The sequence below is a fragment of the Rathayibacter sp. AY1F3 genome (assembly GCF_002931975.1).
GTDB lineage: Bacteria > Actinomycetota > Actinomycetes > Actinomycetales > Microbacteriaceae > Rathayibacter.
In genome coordinates, this window is sequence record NZ_PSVF01000001.1 from 104,097 (window position 1) to 119,910 (window position 15,814).

The following is a 15,814-nucleotide window of genomic DNA, read 5'->3' on the forward strand; positions in this document are numbered from 1 at the left end:
GACGGGTGGAAATCCGTGCAGGGAGCGCTATGACCCCGGTGAGACCGGTCGTCGAACTCGATGAGACGACCCACGCGACCCATCCCGACAAGACGCGGGACGCGCTGCGTGCGGCCCAGCTGTACTACATGCAGGATCTGACGATGGACGCGATCGCGCACGAGCTGCACACGTCGCGCTCCTCCGTCTCGCGCCTGCTCTCGCACGCCCGCGCGACCGGCCTGGTCGACATCCAGATCCGCTCCCCCCTCGACCGGGCGAGCGCCCTCTCGGCCGAGGTGCGGTCCCACTTCGACATCACGGCGCACATCGTGCCGGTGCCGGACCACACCAGCGAGATCGACCGGCTCGAGCGGGTCGCCCTGTCCGCAGCGAGGATCCTCGGGCAGTTCATCGACTCGAACATGATCGTCGGCATCGCCTGGGGCTCCACGATGAGCGCGATCAGCCGCCACCTGATCGCCAAGGAGACGCACAACACGCAGATCGTGCAGCTGAACGGCGCCGGCAACACCGAGACCACGGGCATCAACTACTCGAGCGAGATCCTCCGCCGCTTCGGTGACGCCTACGCGGCGAAGGTCCAGCAGTTCCCGGTGCCGGCGTTCTTCGACGACCCAACCACCAAGCAGGCGGTGTGGCGCGAGCGCTCCACCCGACGGGTCCTGGAGCTGCAGCAGAGGATGGACGTGGCGCTGTTCGGGCTCGGGTCGCCGTTCGCGGCGGTCCCCTCGAAGGTCTACATCGGCGGCTACCTGGAGCCGAGCGACTTCACCTCGCTCAGCGGCTCCGGGGTCGTCGGCGACGTCGCGACGGTGTTCTACCGGTCCGACGGCAGCTGGGACGACATCCCCATGAACGAACGTGCAAGCGGTCCGGACCTCTCCACGGTGCGCCGCGCGTCGCGCCGGATCTGCGTCGTGTCGGGCGCCTCGAAGCTGCCGGGCCTGCGCGGCGCCCTGGCGGCCGGCCTCATCACCGACCTCATCCTCGACGAGGGAACGGCCCGCGCCCTCATCTCGGACTGACGACTCCCGCCCTTTTGCGGGACGCGCTCGGGTACGCGGCACGCCGACCCAGGCGCACCGGAGCGGCGTCTCGCGGGAGCGGTCAGGACTCGCGGGCGTGCGCGTCGAGGAACTCGTAGACCTCGGCGTCGTCGATGCCGGGGAAGGTCCCCGACGGCAGCGGCGCGAGCACGTGCGCGTGCAGGCGCGCGCTCGGCCAGGCGTTGCCGTCCCAGCGCGCGGCGAGCTCCGACGGGGCGCGTCGGCAGCAGGACTCGTCGGGGCAGCGGGAGAGCTCGCGGCGGTCGGTGTCGCGGCCTCGGAAGAAGCGGGCCTCGGCGAACGGGACGCCCACGGTGATCGAGAACTCCTCGGTGGCGGTCGTGCCGGTCTGCGACGCCGACCAGAAGGTCCCCGCCGGGGTGTCGACGTACTGGTAGTACTCCGTCGTCCGGTTGGTCCGGGTGAACGCGGAGCGCGCCGACCAGTAGCGGCAGACCACCTGGCCCTCGACGGCCCCGGTGACGTCGGTCGGCAGCGGCAGCCCGTCGTTCTCGTAGGCCTTCTGGATGGAGCCGTCCCCCAGCACGCGCAGGAAGTGCATCCGGATGTCGAGGTGCGAGGTGAGCAGGTTCGTGAAGCGCAGGGCGGCGGCCTCGTGGGTGACGCCGAAGCCGTCGCGGAAGTCCTCCACCGAGACGTCCCGCTCGCGCTTCGCCTCCTGGAGGAACGCGACCGCCGGCTCCAGCGGCATCAGGCACGCGGCGGCGAAGTAGTTGATCTCGAGGCGCTGACGGAGGAAGTCGGCGTAGGTCACCGGCCGCTCGTGCCCGAGGAGGCGGTGCGCCATCGCCTGCAGCGCCAGCGCCCGCAGGCCGTGGCCCCCGGGGATCGAGGCGGGCGGGAGGTAGATCCTGCCGTTCGCGAGGTCGATCACCGAGCGGGCGGAGTGCGGCAGGTCGCCGACGTGGATGATCTCGAAGCCGAGGTGCCGGGCCATCTTCGAGACGGAGCTGTGGGTCAGTGCTCCTCCGCGGTGCCCGACGGTGCGGAGCATCTCGCTCGCCACCTCCTCGATCTCGGGCAGGTAGGAGCTGCGCTCGCGCAGCTGGAGCCGCTGGGCGGTGTTGGCCCGGCGTGCCTCCTCCGGCGTGGCGCTCGCCTCGCTCCGGCGACGGGCGAGCTCGCGGTAGACGCCGAGGAACGCCTCCAGCACGGGCGTGCTCAGCCCCTTGTTGACCTTGAACTCGGGCAGGCCGAGCGAGCGGTACAGCGACCCCTTCTGCACGCGCGCCAGCTCGATCTCGAGCGCGGCCCGCTCGCTCGGCGGCTCGTCCGAGAGCAGCGCCGCCAGCTCGACGCCGAGCGCGGCCGCGAGGCGCTGCAGGAGGGAGAGGCGCGGCTCGCGGCGCCCCGTCTCGATCAGCGAGAGCTGGCTCCCCGACACGTCGACGCGCTCAGCGAGCTGCCCGAGGGTCAGTCCGCGCCGGGTGCGGAAGTGGCGCAGGCGCTGCCCGAGCAGCACGGCGTCGGAGCCCGGGGCGGGCGTCGAGGGATCGGTCACGGCGAGCTCCAGCGGTCGGTTGTGACGGAAGCGCAAAAAGGCGGTTTCTTGACCGCCTGAGCGCCGGGAATACCTCCTGATCCTCCTCCATGCTGGCTTCAGGCGCCACTGAGCGCCCCTCCCGGCCCGGCCGGCCTCTTCCCGGCTGCGGCCGGCGACTCCCCACCCCCGTCGACGACGACCACCGAAAGCGGAGCCAGCATGAGCATCTACAGCAACACCGTCCGACTCGAGCCGAGCACCATGACCGCGCCGACGTCCGTCCCCGCGCCCGTCGTGCCGCCGGCGCCCCTCGCCCTCCGCCGCTGGGTGCGCGAGACCGCCGCGATCCTCCAGCCCGACGCGATCGAGTGGAGCGACGGCTCCCCCGCGGAGTGGTACCGCCTGACCGAGCGGCTCGTCGCCTCCGGCACGCTCCTCCCGCTCAATCCGGAGTGGCGGCCCGGCTCGTTCCTGGCCCGCACCGACCCGGACGACGTCGCCCGGGTCGAGGACCGCACCTTCATCTGCACGACCGACGAGGCCGACGCGGGACCGACCAACAACTGGCGCGAGCCCGCCGCGATGAGGGCCGAGCTCGCTCCCCTCCTCGACGGAGCGATGCGCGGACGGACGATGTACGTCGTCCCGTTCTCGATGGGGCCCGTCGGCGGTCCGCTCTCGCAGCTGGGCGTCCAGGTCACCGACTCGGCCTACGCGGTGCTGAACCTGCGGATCATGGCGCGCGTGGGCTCCGAGCCGCTCGCCGCCTTCACCGAGGAGACCCCGTTCGTCCGCGGCGTGCACACCGTGGGGCTGCCCCTCCGCGACGCGGACGGCGTCACCCGCGAGGACGTCGCCTGGCCGTGCAGCCCCGTGAAGTACATCACCCAGTTCCCGGAGACGCGCGAGATCGTCTCGTACGGCTCCGGCTACGGCGGCAACGCCCTGCTGGCGAAGAAGTGCTTCGCCCTGCGCATCGCCTCGGCGATGGGGCGCGAGGAGGGCTGGCTCGCCGAGCACATGCTGCTGATCCGCATCGTCTCGCCCGAGGGACGGCGCTACCACGTCGCCGCCGCCTTCCCGAGCGCGTGCGGCAAGACCAACCTCGCGATGATGCAGCCCGCGATCCCCGGCTGGCGGGTCGAGACGCTGGGCGACGACATCACCTGGATGCGCCGCGGGGAGGACGGACGCCTCTGGGCGATGAACCCCGAGACGGGCTTCTTCGGCGTCGCTCCCGGCACCGGGGAGAGCTCGAACCCGAACGCCGTGCAGACGCTCTGGGGCAACACGATCTTCACCAACGTCGCGCTCCGCGAGGACGGCGACGTGTGGTGGGAGGGCCTGACCGACGAGGTCCCGGAGCGGCTGACCGACTGGCGCGGGCAGCCGTGGACGCCGGCGTCCGGCACGCCCGCCGCGCACCCCAACTCCCGCTTCACCGCGCCGGCCGCGCAGTGCCCGTCGCTCTCCGCCGACTGGGACGCCCACGAGGGCGTGCCGCTGGACGCGATCGTCTTCGGTGGCCGACGGGCGAGCAACGTCCCGCTGGTCACGCAGGCCACCTCGTGGCAGCACGGCGTCTTCCTGGGTGCGACCGTCGCCTCCGAGAAGACCGCGGCCGCGGAGGGCACGGTCGGGGAGCTGCGCCGCGATCCGTTCGCGATGCTCCCCTTCTGCGGCTACAACATGGCCGACTACTTCGCGCACTGGCTCGCGATCGGCGCCGAGCTCGGCGATGCGGCGCCGGCCGTGTTCCAGGTCAACTGGTTCCGGAAGGACGCGGACGGCGAGTTCCTCTGGCCCGGCTTCGGCGAGAACGCGCGGGTGCTGCAGTGGCTCGTCCGCCGCCTGGAGGGGCTGGCGGAGGCGCGGCGGAGCCCCCTCGGCGACCTGCCGGTCGCGATCAACACGCACGGGCTCCTGCTCTCCGCGGCCCAGAAGGAGGAGCTGTTCTCCGTCCCGGTGGAGGCGTGGCTGGAGGAGTGCGCGCTCACGGAGGAGTTCTTCACGCGGTTCGGCGACCGGCTGCCGCCCGAGCTGTCCGCCGAGCTCCAGGCCCTGCGGCTCCGGCTCCTCGCCGAGAAGCTGCCGCTGGCGGCCTGATCCCCCTGACCGAGCCGGCTCCTGCCGGACACCCCTGTGGCCCGCGGGCGGATCATCCCCCTTTCCTCGCACCCCCGCGGGTCCACTCCCCCCTTCCGCTCCCACGACGACGGGCACTATGACCGACCGCATCACGCTCCGCTTCCTCGCCGCCCCGCAGGACGCCACCGCCGACGGCCGCAGCGCCCAGGCCGGCCGCGTCCTCGAGTGGATCGACAAGGCCGGCTACGCCTGCGCCGTGGGCTGGAGCGGCGGCTACTGCGTGACGGCGTACGTCGGCAACGTCCACTTCACCCGGCCCATCTCGGTCGGCAACCTGATCGAGGCGACCGCCCGCGTCATCCACACCGGGCGCACGAGCATGCACGTGCTGGTGCAGGTCGCGCAGGCGGATCCGCGGACCGGCCTCTACGAGGACGCCACGCACTGCCTCCTCGTGTTCGTGGCCGTCGACGACGAGAAGAGGCCGCGGTCGGTCCCGGAGTGGCGGCCCCGCTCGATCGAGGACCTGTCCCTCGCCGAGGGCGCCGCCGCGCGCATCGAGGGCCGCCGACGGCTGCACGACGTGATGCGCGCCCAGGAGTACACCGAGGAGGGCACCGGTCCGCGGATCGTGTTCCGCTTCCTCGCGGCGCCGGGCGACGTCAACTGGGGCGGCAACGCCCACGGCGGGATCGTGATGCGCTGGATCGACGAGGCGGCCGACGCGGTCGCGCAGCGCTGGACCGGCCGCGACGCGGTGGCCGTCTACTCCGGCGGGATCCACTTCTACCGTCCGGTGAGCATCGGGCACCTCGTCGAGGTGGAGGCGCGCCTCATCCACACGAGCGCCCGGAGCATGCACCTGGCGGTGCACGTGCGCTCCGGGGACCCGCGGACCGGCGAGCTGGAGCTGACCACGCAGTGCCGGAGCGTCTTCGTGGTGCGGGGCTCCGACGGGGCGGCCGAGCCGGTCCCGCCTCTCGAGCTGCGAACCGAGGAGGACCGGCGTCTGGACGCCCATGCGCGCGAGCTGATCCTCCTGCGCGCGGCGCTGCCGCCGCTCCCGCTCGCGGGGACGGCCGGCGCTAGGGTCGGAGCGTGAAGCTGCCGATCCTCGTCCTCAACGGCCCGAACCTGAACCTGCTCGGCACCCGCGAGCCCGAGCTCTACGGCTCGGACACCCTCGTCGACGCCGAGGCGCTGGCGGCGGAGGCGGCCGAGCGGCACGGCTTCACGGTCGAGACCTTCCAGAGCAGCTCGGAGGGCGCGATCGTCGACCGGCTGCACGCGGCTCGCGGCTCCGTCTCGGGAGTGGTGCTCAACGCCGGGGCGTACACGCACACGTCGATCGCGATCCGCGACGCCGTCCTCGCGACCGAGCTGCCGATGGTCGAGGTCCACGTGAGCAACGTGCACCGGCGCGAACCGTTCCGGCAGCACTCCTACCTCTCGGACGTCGCGATCGCCGTGATCGTCGGCGCGGGGATCGCCGGCTACGGCTACGCGGTGGACGTGCTCGCGCGAGCGGCGGAGAAGCGATGAGCGGCCTCGGACGCTCCTTCGGCAGCGCGGTCGACGCCTACGACCGCGGGCGGCCCGGCTACCCCGACGACGCCGTCGACTGGATCGTGGGGCACGCCCCCGCGCGAGTGGCGGGCGCCTTCCTCCCGGAGCGGGCCCGCGCGGCGGGAGCCGACGCCTCCGATCGGCTGCGCGCCTTGGACCTCGGCGCGGGAACGGGCAAGTTCACCGCGTCGCTCGCGTCCCGCGGCCTCGCCGTGACCGCGGTCGAGCCCGACGCGGAGATGCTCGCGCGGCTCGCCTCGAATCTGCCGGGGGTCCGCCCCGAGGAGGGGACGGCCGAGGCGATCCCCGCCGCGGACGCCTCCGCGGAGCTCGTCACCGCCGCGCAGTCGTGGCACTGGGTCGACGCCGAGCGCGCGGGAGCCGAAGTCGGCCGCGTCCTGGTGCCGGAGGGCGTGCTCGCGCTGGTGTGGAACATCCGCGACGAGTCGGTCCCCTGGGTGCGCCGGCTCGGCGAGGTCGCCGGAGCCTCCACCGCCGAGCGCTTCGAGACGCTCCGGCCGCCGCTCGGCTCCGCTCTCGAGCGGGTGGCGTTCGCGGCCTTCGAGTGGTCCTTCGAGCTGGACCGAGCCGGGGTGCGGGACATGTTCGCGTCCCGCAGCTACATCATCGCGATGCCCGAGGAGGAGCGCGCCGCGGTCCTCGCGGCGGTCGACGCCGTGGTGGACGAGGAGTCGGGCGGGAGCGGGACCGTCGCGATGCCGTACTCGACGCGCGTGACGATCGCGCGCCGCTCCTCCTCCGCCTGACTCCGCGCCGCGCGCCGCGGACCGCCCCGCCCGCCGACTACCCTCGGAGGGCGCCGCACCGGCGCGAGCACCGAGAGCACGAGGAGAGACGCACGTGAGCATCATCGCCGCCGCAGACGGGTCCGCACTGGGCAACCCCGGCCCCGCCGGCTGGGCCTGGTACGTCGACGACGAGCGCTGGGCCGCGGGCGGCTGGTCGCACGGCACGAACAACATCGGCGAGCTCACCGCGGTGCTCGAGCTGCTGCGCGCGACCGCGCAGGAGGAGGAGCCGCTGCACATCCTCTGCGACAGCCAGTACGCCATCAAGGCCTGCACCGAGTGGCTGCCGGGCTGGAAGCGGAAGGGCTGGCGTAAGGCCGACGGCAAGCCGGTGATGAACGTCGAGATCATCAAGGCGCTCGACGAGGAGCTGCAGGGCCGGGCCGTCACCTTCGAGTGGGTGAAGGGGCACGCCAACCACCGGATGAACGAGGCCGCCGACGTCCGCGCCCGGAGCGCCGCGACCGCCTACCAGCGCCGGCAGCCCGTCGACGCCGGACCCGGATGGCCGACGGCCGCCGCCGCGCCCGCCGCGGCCGCCGCGCCCCCCGTCGAGGACTCCGCCACCCTCTTCTAGCCGCGTTCCCCCTGGGGCAGCCGCAGCAGCCCCGTCGCCACCAGCTCGCGCACCCGCGGCAGCACCGAGTCGGACACCGCCTCCTCCTCGACCTGGAGGAGCGAGGCGACCGCCGCCGCGATCGCCGCCACGGAGAGCTCGCCGTCGCAGGCGCCGACCACGGCGGCCAGCGCCGTGTCGACCTCCTCGACCCGGGCGAAGCCGCCGCCCTGCCGCAGCCGCAGCACCGTCGGATCGTCGTTGCCCGGCCAGTAGTGCCGCTCCTCCGTGACGTCTCCGGCGACGACCAGGGCGAGACCCGCCAGAGCGCGATCGTCGAGCGACGCGAGGGCCTCGGCCGCGTCGAGGCAGGCGGCGAGGTGGCCGCCCAGGCCCGCGGTCGCGACCGGCGTGGTGATGCGCTCGAGGCGGCGGATCGGCGGGCGGGGCTGCTCGGGCAGGCGGAGCGTGACGTAGCCGAAGCCGACGCCGGTCACCCCGCGCCGCTCGAAGTCGGTCAGCCAGGCCTCGACCAGCGCGTCGAACGCGGGGCCGCGAGTCGTGCCGCCGTCCCGGATCCAGGTCTCGGCGTAGACCGCCGGATCCTGACGCTCGCGCTCCACGACCCAGACGTCCAGCGGAGAGGCGGTCCCGCCCATCCAGGCGTCGAGCCCCTCGGGCCCCGCCTCGAGCGCCTGCTCCAGCGGGCTGCGGGCGTCGGCGAGCCAGTCCGCGATCCGGTCGAAGGCGTCCGCGCCCCCCCGGTACTCCCAGTTCCCCAGGAGCTGCGCGACACCGCCGGGCACCAGGTGCTCGGCTGCTCCGAGGATCACGCGGCGCACGATCTCGTCGCCCTCCAGCCCGCCGTCGCGGTACTCGTAGGAGGGGACGCCCTCGGCTCGCGGCGTGATGACGAACGGCGGGTTCGTGACGATCTGGTCGAAGCGCTCCCCCGCGACCGGCTCGTAGAGGCTGCCGAGGCGGAACTCGATGTTCTCGATCCCGTTGAGCGCCGCGGTGAAGGAGGCGAGCGCGAGCGCGCGCTCCGAGATGTCGGTGGCGACCACCTGCTCGGCGTGGCGGGAGGCGTGCAGCGCCTGGATCCCGCAGCCGGTCCCCAGGTCGAGCACGCGGCCGACGGGCCGCTGGATCATCAGGCCGGTCAGCGTGAGGCTCGCGCCGCCGACGCCGAGCACGTGGTCCTCGTCGAGCGCGCGGCCGAGGGCGAGCTCCCCGAGGTCGGAGGCGATCCACCAGGAGGCAGCGCCGCGCTGGTCGACCACGTCGTAGGGGCGCAGGTCGAGGGCCGCGGTGACGACGGCTCCGGCCTCGACGCGCACCAGGCCGAGCTCCACCGCCCCCTCCAGCGCGAGAGCGCCGAACGCCTCGTCCGCGTCGTCGGCCGAGACGGGATCGGCCAGGAGGAACAGGCGGGCGAGGGTGGCCAGCGCGTCGTGGTCGCCGCTGCGCTCGAGGGCGCGGCGGGCGGGGACCCGGTCGCCGCGGTGCAGCGCCTCGGCCGCTTCGTCGCCCCAGAGCCCCCGCACGGCGTCCACGCCGTAGCGGGCGCGGATCAGGTCGTCGCGCAGGAGGGCGATACGGGCTCGGTCGAACGGGTCTGCGGAGAACACCGCTCCATCCTCCTGCACACGGGTCGGCCACCGGGGCCGCCGCGGCCGTACGATCGGAGGCATGCCGCTGACCGGAGAGTACGAACCCAGCACGTCCGAGTGGGCCCGCGAGCAGGCGGAGCTCTACGAGCGGACCGGCGGAGCCGAGGGGAACCTCCTCCGCGGCCGCCCCATCATCGTCCTGACCACCGTCGGCTCGAAGAGCGGGAAGCTCCGCAAGACCGCGCTGATGCGCGTCGAGCACGAGGGCGAGTACGTGGTCGTCGCGTCCAAGGGCGGCGCGCCCGAGCACCCCGTCTGGTACGGCAACATGCTCAAGGAGCCGCACGTCGAGCTGCAGGACGGGCCCGTGAAGAAGGACTACGCCGCGAGCGTGCTCGAGGGCGATCTGCGCGCGGCCTGGTGGGAGCGCGCGGTCGCCGCGTGGCCGGACTACGCCGAATACCAGACGAAGACCGAGCGGCAGATCCCGCTCGTGCTGCTCACTCCCTGGTCCTGAGCGCGGCGGGCGGCTCGGCCCGTCGCTGAGGCGGCCGTCCTCCGGTCGAGGACGCGCCGCACGGCAGGCGCCTCATGCGGGCGGCGAGTCCAGCGGATCCGGTCCGGCCTCAGACCCGGGCCGCGATGAGGTCGAGCACCTTCGGGCTCGAGAGCAGCGCGAAGTGGCCGACCACCGAGACCGCGATGTTCTCGCGCGCCCCGGCGAGGCGGCTCCCTCCGGGGATGTACTGGTCGCGCATCCCGTAGATCGACGTGATGCGCGCGTCGGCCTCGCGCTCGGCCAGCAGGGTGCGGATCAGCGGGCGGTGGGGCGCGAACTCCCGGAGCGCCCGCGCCGGGGCGATCCGTGCGAGCGACGAACCGTTGAACGGGGTCGAGACGGCGATCATGCGCTCGATCCGCCCGTCCTCGCGGTCGTCGACGACCATCATGTGCTTGCCGATCAGGCCGCCCTTGCTGTGAGCGACGACGACGACTCCGCGCAGATCGTGCTCGCGCAGGTAGTCCTGGCCGAGTCCGGCCGACGCGACGATCGGCCGCGTGTTGTAGCCGAGCGCGGGCAGCACGTGGATCGGATGGCCCGCCGCGTGCAGCCTCTCGGCGATGGGCCGGAGGAACTGCCACGTCTCGTAGATCCCGGGGATGAGCAGCACCGGAGCGCCGTCGCCGGACGCGTACCGCGACACGTCCCAGCCCTCCCGCAGGTGCACGAAGCGCGAGCCGTAGGCGTAGCGGTAGTCGCGGAGGTACGCGCGCCGCAGCGAGGTCGAGCGGCGCGGGCGGGCGGAGTCACGTGCCGGCATGGGCCCGCTCCAGCTCCGCGATGTCGAGGCGGCTCATCGCGAGCATCGCCTGCAGAGCGCGCGCGGACGCCTCGGGGTCGGCGCCTCCGAGCAGACGCGGGAGGACCTCCGGCACGATCTGCCAGGACAGCCCCCAGCGGTCGCGGAGCCAGCCGCACCGGCTCTCCTCGCCGCCGTCCGCGATCAGGGCGTCCCACAGCCGGTCGAGCTCGGACTGGCCGCCGACGGTCACGACGATCGAGACGGCCTCGGTGAACGGGAACCGCGGCCCGGCGTTGATCGCCTGGAACCGCTGCCCGTCGAGCTCGAACGTCACCGACAGCACCTCGCCGGGCGACGGGGAGCCCTCCGGCAGCACCTGGCTTCCGGTGATCCGCGAGTTCGGCACCAGCTCCGTGTAGAAGCGCGCCGCCTCCCCCGCGCCGTCGTCGAACCAGAGGAAGGTGCTGACCGCGCCCATCGGAGTCTCCGTCCTGCGCGGGAGGGTCTCCGCGGCTCCCTCAGTGTGCCGCGGAGGCGCCCTCCCCGCGACGGATCACAGCGGGTTGACGCCGAACGCCGTGGCCAGCTTGTCGATCTTCTTGGCGCGGCCCAGCCGGGGCAGGTCGCTGCCGTCGCGGATGACGCGGCCGCGGGCCTCGAAGTCGTCGAGGAAGTCGCGGGCCCAGGCGACGTCGGACGGCGTCGGGCTGATGACCTCGTTGATCACGGCGAGCTGCTCGGTGTCGAGGCAGAGCTTCCCGGTGAGGCCGAGCGAGACCGTGAGCGCGGACTGCTCGCGCAGCACGGGGTGGCTGTTCGAGACGGTCGGTCCGTCGATCGGGCCGGGCAGGTCGCCGATGCGCGAGGCGACGACCAGGCGCGAGCGCGGGTAGGCCATCGCGAGGTCGTCGGCGCTGGTGCCGGTGTCGCGGCGGTAGTCGCCGCTGCCGAACGCGAGGCGGAAGGTGCCGCGGGCGCGGGCGATCGAGACCGCCTCCTCGATGCCGAGGGCGGACTCGACCAGGGCGAGCACCGGGGTGGAGCCGCCGAGGCGGTCGAAGGTCTCGGTGACGTGCTCAGCGGCCTCGGTCTTGGCGAGCATGACGCCGGCGAGGCCGGGCAGGCCCTTCAGCGCGTCGACGTCGTCGGACCAGAACGGGGTGGAGTGGTCGTTGATGCGGACCCAGGCGCGCTTCTCGCCGGTCAGCCACTCCGCGACGTCGGTCCGCGCGTCGGGCTTCGCCTTGGGGTCGACCGCGTCCTCGATGTCGAGGACGATCTGGTCGGCGCGGGACGCGTGCGCGGCGTCGAACGTCTCGGTGCGGGTGGCGTTCACCAGCAGCCAGGAGCGCGCGATCTCGGGGGCGACGTCGCGCCCCTTCCGCTTCGCGATGGCGGTGGTGGTGGTCTCGGGCAACGTCACGTTCGGGTCCTCTCGGTGGCGCGGTCCTCGCTCCGCGGACGCCACCGCTCTGCGACGGCGCCGGGGACAAGGGTAGCGGCTCCCCGTCGGCGGGGCTCCGGGCACTCCGGCGTCTCTCCACTCCGGGGCTGCGACGCCCCGAGCGCTCCGGATCAGCGGCCCTCCGGACGCTCCCACAGCGTCAGCACCGTCGTCGGCACCCGGACCCGCTCGCGCGCGACGAACCCCGCCTTCGCGAGCACCGTGTCCGCCTCGCCCTCCGGCAGCGCCTGCCAGACCCGGTCCTCCCCGGCGAGCGCGGCGTGCAGCGCCTCGCCCTCCAGCAGGACGTCCGAATACGTGCCCGTCGTCCCGTACGGAGCGGCGAGGGCGACATCGTCCACGCCCGCGAACGCCTCCGGGTAGGCGGCGAGCGCCAGGCGGGGCCGGAGCGAGACCGTCCCGGAGGAGCCGAGGAGGACGGCGTCGCCCGGACGGGCCCGCTCCTCGACGGCGGCCGCCAGACCGCGGAGATCCTGCCCGGCCGGCTTCCCGGTGACCGTGCGCATCTGCACCAGGACCGGCAGTGCGGCCACCGCGATCAGGGCGAGGAGGGCGACGCCCGTCCGGGCCCTGAACGAGTCGAGCGCGAGGCCGAGGAGGACCGCGAGAGCGGGCGTGCTCGACGCGAGGTAGCGCGGGGTGAACATCGGCTCGACGAGGAGGGTCCCGAGCACCAGCACCGCGGTCGGCAGCACGATCCAGAGGACGAGGGCCGGTAGGAGCGGCCCGCGCAGGCCGCCCCGCACCGCGGCGACCGCGAGGAGCGCGACGGCGATCCCGGCCAGCCACCACGCGGATCCGAAGAACGGCTCGACCATTACGGTGAACGCGGTCACCGGCTGCGAGCGGAGCCAGCCGACCTGGCCGCTCTGCCCGGCGGCGAGGAGCAGCACCGGCACGGCGCCCAGTGCAGAGAGGGCGCTCGCCGGGAGAGCCCGCACGGCACCCCGGGGCGCCGCGGCCGCGGCGAGCGCGACGAGAGCCGGCAGCACCAGCACGGAGTAGAGGAACACCGCGTCCGCCAGACCCGCGACGGCCGCGAACGCGATCCAGCGCAGGGCTCCTCCGGAGCGGGCCGCCCGCACGACGAGGACCGCCGCTCCCACCACGAGCGCGGTGGCCAGAGCGGAGGATCGCGCCTCGGTCCCCGAGAACGAGGACCGCGGGAGCAGCACGAGCACCGCGGCGGCGAGGAGTGCCGCCCGGGGCCGGTCGAACGATCGCAGCAGGACGACGACGCCCGCCGCCGCGGCTCCCGTGGCGAGAGCGGACGGCGCCCGCACCGCGAGCTCCGACTCCCCGGCGATCGCGATCCAGCCGTGCATCATCAGGCCGTAGACAAGGTGCACCGCGTCCTTCTCCTGCACGAAGGCGAGGAGCTCCCCCACCGGGAGCCGCGCCAGGCGGAGGGTCGCGGCCTCGTCGTTCCAGTAGGAGGGGATCCAGGAGCCGACGAGGGTCAGCGCGGTGGCGAGGGCGAGGACCGCGCTCGCGGGCAGGGTCCGGAGCGCGCGCATCCCGCCAGCGTAGAGGCCGGGCTCAGCGCGCCGAGCGCTCGGCGAGACCCTTCGCGTACGCGGCCTGGCCGACGTGCTGCGTGTCGTCGTCGATCACCGAGACCAGCCGCACCCCGAGAGTCACCGGCGGATCCCACTGCTCGTCGACGACGCGCGCGAGGTCCTCGTCGCCGAGCGTGTCGAGGAGGGCGAGCGTCTGCCGGTGCACGGCGTCGGCGTACTCCGCGAGCAGCGCGGCCGGCACCGCGGCGAGCGCCGCCACCTCGGCCGGCTCCTGCCCGTAGCCGGTCTCGTCGGGCCCGAAGGGCAGGCCGGACCGGCCGTGGAAGCCGTCGGCCGTCCACACCTGCTCGTGGCCGGCGAGCGGGGCGAGGTGGTCGTCCTGCACCCGGACGAGATGCCAGACGAGCCAGGCGGGCGAGTTCGAGCGGGCGTCCGCGCGGAACGCGAGCTGATCGGGGGTGCTGTCGTCGAGGACGGCGTGCACGTTCTCGTGCACCCGGCCGAAGGCGTCGCGGAGGAGGTCGATGGCTGCGCTCATGCCGCCAGCCTGCCGCTCCCGCGCCCGGCGCGGCACCCCCTCCGCGCGCCTCGGAGGAAGTGCGGAGGCGGGTGCCCGATACTCGGCCCGTGACCTCCGGATCCTCGAACCTGGCGACGAAGCCGTGGCTGACCTCCTACGCGGAGGGCGTGCCCGCCGAGATCGACCCTCCCACCCAGACCCTCGTCGACCTGCTCGAGGACTCGGTCGCGCGGTACCGCCGCGGCACCGCGCTCGAGTTCTTCGGCGCCGAGACCAGCTACGCCGAGCTCGGCGAGCAGGTCGCGCGGGCGGCGGAGGGCCTGCGGCGCCTGGGCGTGCGCGCCGGCGACCGCGTCGCGCTGGTGCTCCCGAACTGCCCGGAGCACGTGGTGGCGTTCTACGCCGCTCTCCGCCTCGGAGCGATCGTGGTCGAGCACAACCCGCTCTACACGCCGCGCGAGCTGCGGCGGCAGTTCGAGGACCACGGCGCCCGGTTCGCGGTCGTCTGGAACAAGATCGCCGACGTCGTCGCGACCATGCCCGCCGACCTGGGCATCGAGCGCGTCGTCTCCGTCGACCTCACCCGCTCCTTCCCGCTCGGCAAGCGCCTGGCGCTCCGGCTCCCCCTGCCGTCGGTGCGCCGGTCGCGCGAGAAGCTGACCGCGACCCCCCGCAGCCGCTCCCTGGTGCCCTTCGCGTCGCTGCTGAAGAACCGCCGCATCGCGCGCTCGCACCCCCGCCCGGTCCTCGGCGACACGGCCCTGCTGCAGTACACGAGCGGCACCACCGGCACGCCCAAGGGCGCGATCCTCTCGCACGCGAACCTCCGCGCGAACGCCCTGCAGGGCCGCGCCTGGGTGCCGGGCCTGCGCGAGGGCGACGAGACGTTCTACGCGGTGCTCCCTCTGTTCCACGCCTACGGGCTGACGCTGTGCCTGACCTTCGCGATCAGCATCGGCGCGAAGGTCGTGCTGTTCCCGACCTTCGACGTCGGCCTCGTGAAGGCGGCCGCGAAGTCGTCGCCGCCCACCTTCCTCCCCGCGGTGCCGCCCGTGTACGACGCGCTGGCCCGCGCCTCCGAGCGCCACGAGCTCGACCTGCGCGGCATCCGCTTCGCGATCTCGGGAGCGATGAGCCTGCCGGTCGCGACGGTCGACCGCTGGGAGCGCGCGAGCCGGGGACTCCTGGTCGAGGGCTACGGAATGACCGAGAGCTCGCCGGTCGCCCTCGGCAACCCGGTCGGCCCGACCCGCCGGCCCGGCACGGTGGGCGTGCCGTTCCCCAGCACGACGATCCGCCTCGTCGACCCCGCCGATCCGTCGGTCGACCGCGGCCCGGGCGAGTCCGGCGAGCTCCTGCTCCGGGGGCCGCAGGTGTTCCAGGGGTACTGGAAGCGGCCGGAGGAGACGGCCGAGGCCCTCCTCCCCGGCGGCTGGCTGCGCACGGGCGACATCGCGACCGTCTCGGCCGACGGCTTCGTGACGATCGTCGACCGGGCCAAGGAGCTCATCATCACCGGCGGCTTCAATGTCTCCCCCTCCGAGGTCGAGGGAGTGCTGGAGTCGCACCCGGACGTGACGCGCGCGGCCGTCGTCGGGCTCCCCCGCGAGGACGGCGGCGAGAGCGTCGCGGCGGCCGTGGTCCTGCGGGCCGGGACGGCCGTGGATCCGGAGGCGCTGCGCGACTTCTGCCGGCTGCACCTGACGCCCTACAAGGTGCCCAGGCGGATCGTCCCGGTGGACGAGCTGCCGACCTCGCTGATCGGCAAGGTGCTGCGCCGCCAGGTGCGCGAGAGTCTGCTGGACTGAGGCGACCGGAGC

General features: G+C 73.8%; 15 protein-coding genes. 8 read left to right on the forward strand and 7 right to left on the reverse strand.

All coding sequences use genetic code 11. The features are described from left to right. Positions 1-29: 29 nt before the first annotated feature. On the forward strand, positions 30-1,028 hold the full coding sequence (locus tag C5C39_RS00460) for a sugar-binding transcriptional regulator (protein WP_104223198.1): 999 nt from the start codon (positions 30-32) through the stop codon (positions 1,026-1,028). Positions 1,029-1,110: 82 nt separating this feature from the next. Here the strand turns inward: C5C39_RS00460 and C5C39_RS00465 are convergent, their stop codons facing one another. After that, a complete protein-coding gene (locus tag C5C39_RS00465) occupies positions 1,111-2,571 on the reverse strand; it encodes a helix-turn-helix domain-containing protein (protein WP_104295935.1) in 1,461 nt (486 codons plus the stop codon). A 243-nt stretch (positions 2,572-2,814) separates the two neighbouring features. On the opposite strand from C5C39_RS00465, the gene C5C39_RS00470 reads away from it, so the two are divergent. The 5 genes from C5C39_RS00470 (at position 2,815) to C5C39_RS00490 (ending at position 7,593) form a co-directional block, all read left to right on the forward strand. After that, entirely contained in the window at positions 2,815-4,659 is a 1,845-nt protein-coding gene (locus tag C5C39_RS00470; RefSeq protein WP_104352485.1) for a phosphoenolpyruvate carboxykinase (GTP), read from the forward strand. A 118-nt stretch (positions 4,660-4,777) separates the two neighbouring features. After that, positions 4,778-5,743 (forward strand): acyl-CoA thioesterase, encoded by a 966-nt coding sequence (locus C5C39_RS00475; RefSeq protein ID WP_104295934.1) that lies wholly within the window; start codon positions 4,778-4,780, stop codon positions 5,741-5,743. Continuing rightward, on the forward strand, positions 5,740-6,183 hold the full coding sequence (gene aroQ, locus C5C39_RS00480) for a type II 3-dehydroquinate dehydratase (RefSeq protein WP_104226430.1): 444 nt from the start codon (positions 5,740-5,742) through the stop codon (positions 6,181-6,183). Before C5C39_RS00475 ends, aroQ begins: the two co-directional genes overlap by 4 nt. Beyond that, positions 6,180-6,974 carry a class I SAM-dependent methyltransferase gene (locus C5C39_RS00485; RefSeq protein WP_104352404.1) on the forward strand — a complete coding sequence of 265 codons (795 nt, stop codon included), beginning with the start codon at positions 6,180-6,182 and terminating at the stop codon, positions 6,972-6,974. Before aroQ ends, C5C39_RS00485 begins: the two co-directional genes overlap by 4 nt. Before the next feature lie 94 nt (positions 6,975-7,068). Next, a complete protein-coding gene (locus tag C5C39_RS00490; protein WP_104223203.1) occupies positions 7,069-7,593 on the forward strand; it encodes a ribonuclease H in 525 nt (174 codons plus the stop codon). On the opposite strand, the gene C5C39_RS00495 is transcribed toward C5C39_RS00490, so the two are convergent. Continuing rightward, positions 7,590-9,203, reverse strand: a complete 1,614-nt coding sequence (locus C5C39_RS00495) for a methyltransferase (protein WP_258075747.1) — start codon at positions 9,201-9,203, stop codon at positions 7,590-7,592. The genes C5C39_RS00490 and C5C39_RS00495 overlap by 4 nt on opposite strands. A gap of 61 nt (positions 9,204-9,264) precedes the next feature. Here C5C39_RS00495 and C5C39_RS00500 point away from each other — a divergent pair, with 61 nt between their 5' ends. Continuing rightward, complete coding sequence (locus C5C39_RS00500) at positions 9,265-9,702, forward strand: nitroreductase family deazaflavin-dependent oxidoreductase (protein WP_104223205.1); 438 nt, start codon at positions 9,265-9,267, stop codon at positions 9,700-9,702. A gap of 109 nt (positions 9,703-9,811) precedes the next feature. On the opposite strand, the gene C5C39_RS00505 is transcribed toward C5C39_RS00500, so the two are convergent. From C5C39_RS00505 to C5C39_RS00525, 5 genes are all read right to left on the reverse strand, one after another. Next, entirely contained in the window at positions 9,812-10,507 is a 696-nt protein-coding gene (locus C5C39_RS00505) for a triacylglycerol lipase (protein ID WP_104223206.1), read from the reverse strand. After that, positions 10,494-10,967, reverse strand: coding sequence for a VOC family protein (locus C5C39_RS00510; RefSeq protein ID WP_104246703.1), 474 nt, complete (start codon positions 10,965-10,967; stop codon positions 10,494-10,496). Before C5C39_RS00510 ends, C5C39_RS00505 begins: the two co-directional genes overlap by 14 nt. A gap of 75 nt (positions 10,968-11,042) precedes the next feature. After that, on the reverse strand, positions 11,043-11,906 hold the full coding sequence (locus C5C39_RS00515; protein ID WP_208543400.1) for a CoA ester lyase: 864 nt from the start codon (positions 11,904-11,906) through the stop codon (positions 11,043-11,045). A 158-nt stretch (positions 11,907-12,064) separates the two neighbouring features. Then, on the reverse strand, positions 12,065-13,471 hold the full coding sequence (locus C5C39_RS00520) for a glycosyltransferase family 39 protein (RefSeq protein ID WP_104352406.1): 1,407 nt from the start codon (positions 13,469-13,471) through the stop codon (positions 12,065-12,067). A gap of 22 nt (positions 13,472-13,493) precedes the next feature. Next, positions 13,494-14,012, reverse strand: coding sequence for a DinB family protein (locus C5C39_RS00525; protein WP_104246705.1), 519 nt, complete (start codon positions 14,010-14,012; stop codon positions 13,494-13,496). 89 nt (positions 14,013-14,101) lie between these two features. Between C5C39_RS00525 and C5C39_RS00530 the strand changes: the two genes are divergently transcribed. Next, complete coding sequence (locus C5C39_RS00530; protein ID WP_104352407.1) at positions 14,102-15,802, forward strand: long-chain-fatty-acid--CoA ligase; 1,701 nt, start codon at positions 14,102-14,104, stop codon at positions 15,800-15,802. Positions 15,803-15,814 lie beyond the last annotated feature (12 nt).

Coding starts and splice junctions, on each gene's coding strand:
- C5C39_RS00525 (WP_104246705.1), bottom strand. CDS start 14,012: ATGAGCGCAGCCATCGACCTCCTCCGCGACGCCTTCGGCCGGGTGCAC.
- C5C39_RS00520 (WP_104352406.1), bottom strand. CDS start 13,471: ATGCGCGCGCTCCGGACCCTGCCCGCGAGCGCGGTCCTCGCCCTCGCC.
- C5C39_RS00475 (WP_104295934.1), top strand. CDS start 4,778: ATGACCGACCGCATCACGCTCCGCTTCCTCGCCGCCCCGCAGGACGCC.
- C5C39_RS00505 (WP_104223206.1), bottom strand. CDS start 10,507: ATGCCGGCACGTGACTCCGCCCGCCCGCGCCGCTCGACCTCGCTGCGG.
- C5C39_RS00500 (WP_104223205.1), top strand. CDS start 9,265: ATGCCGCTGACCGGAGAGTACGAACCCAGCACGTCCGAGTGGGCCCGC.
- C5C39_RS00510 (WP_104246703.1), bottom strand. CDS start 10,967: ATGGGCGCGGTCAGCACCTTCCTCTGGTTCGACGACGGCGCGGGGGAG.
- C5C39_RS00460 (WP_104223198.1), top strand. CDS start 30: ATGACCCCGGTGAGACCGGTCGTCGAACTCGATGAGACGACCCACGCG.
- C5C39_RS00485 (WP_104352404.1), top strand. CDS start 6,180: ATGAGCGGCCTCGGACGCTCCTTCGGCAGCGCGGTCGACGCCTACGAC.
- C5C39_RS00470 (WP_104352485.1), top strand. CDS start 2,815: ATGACCGCGCCGACGTCCGTCCCCGCGCCCGTCGTGCCGCCGGCGCCC.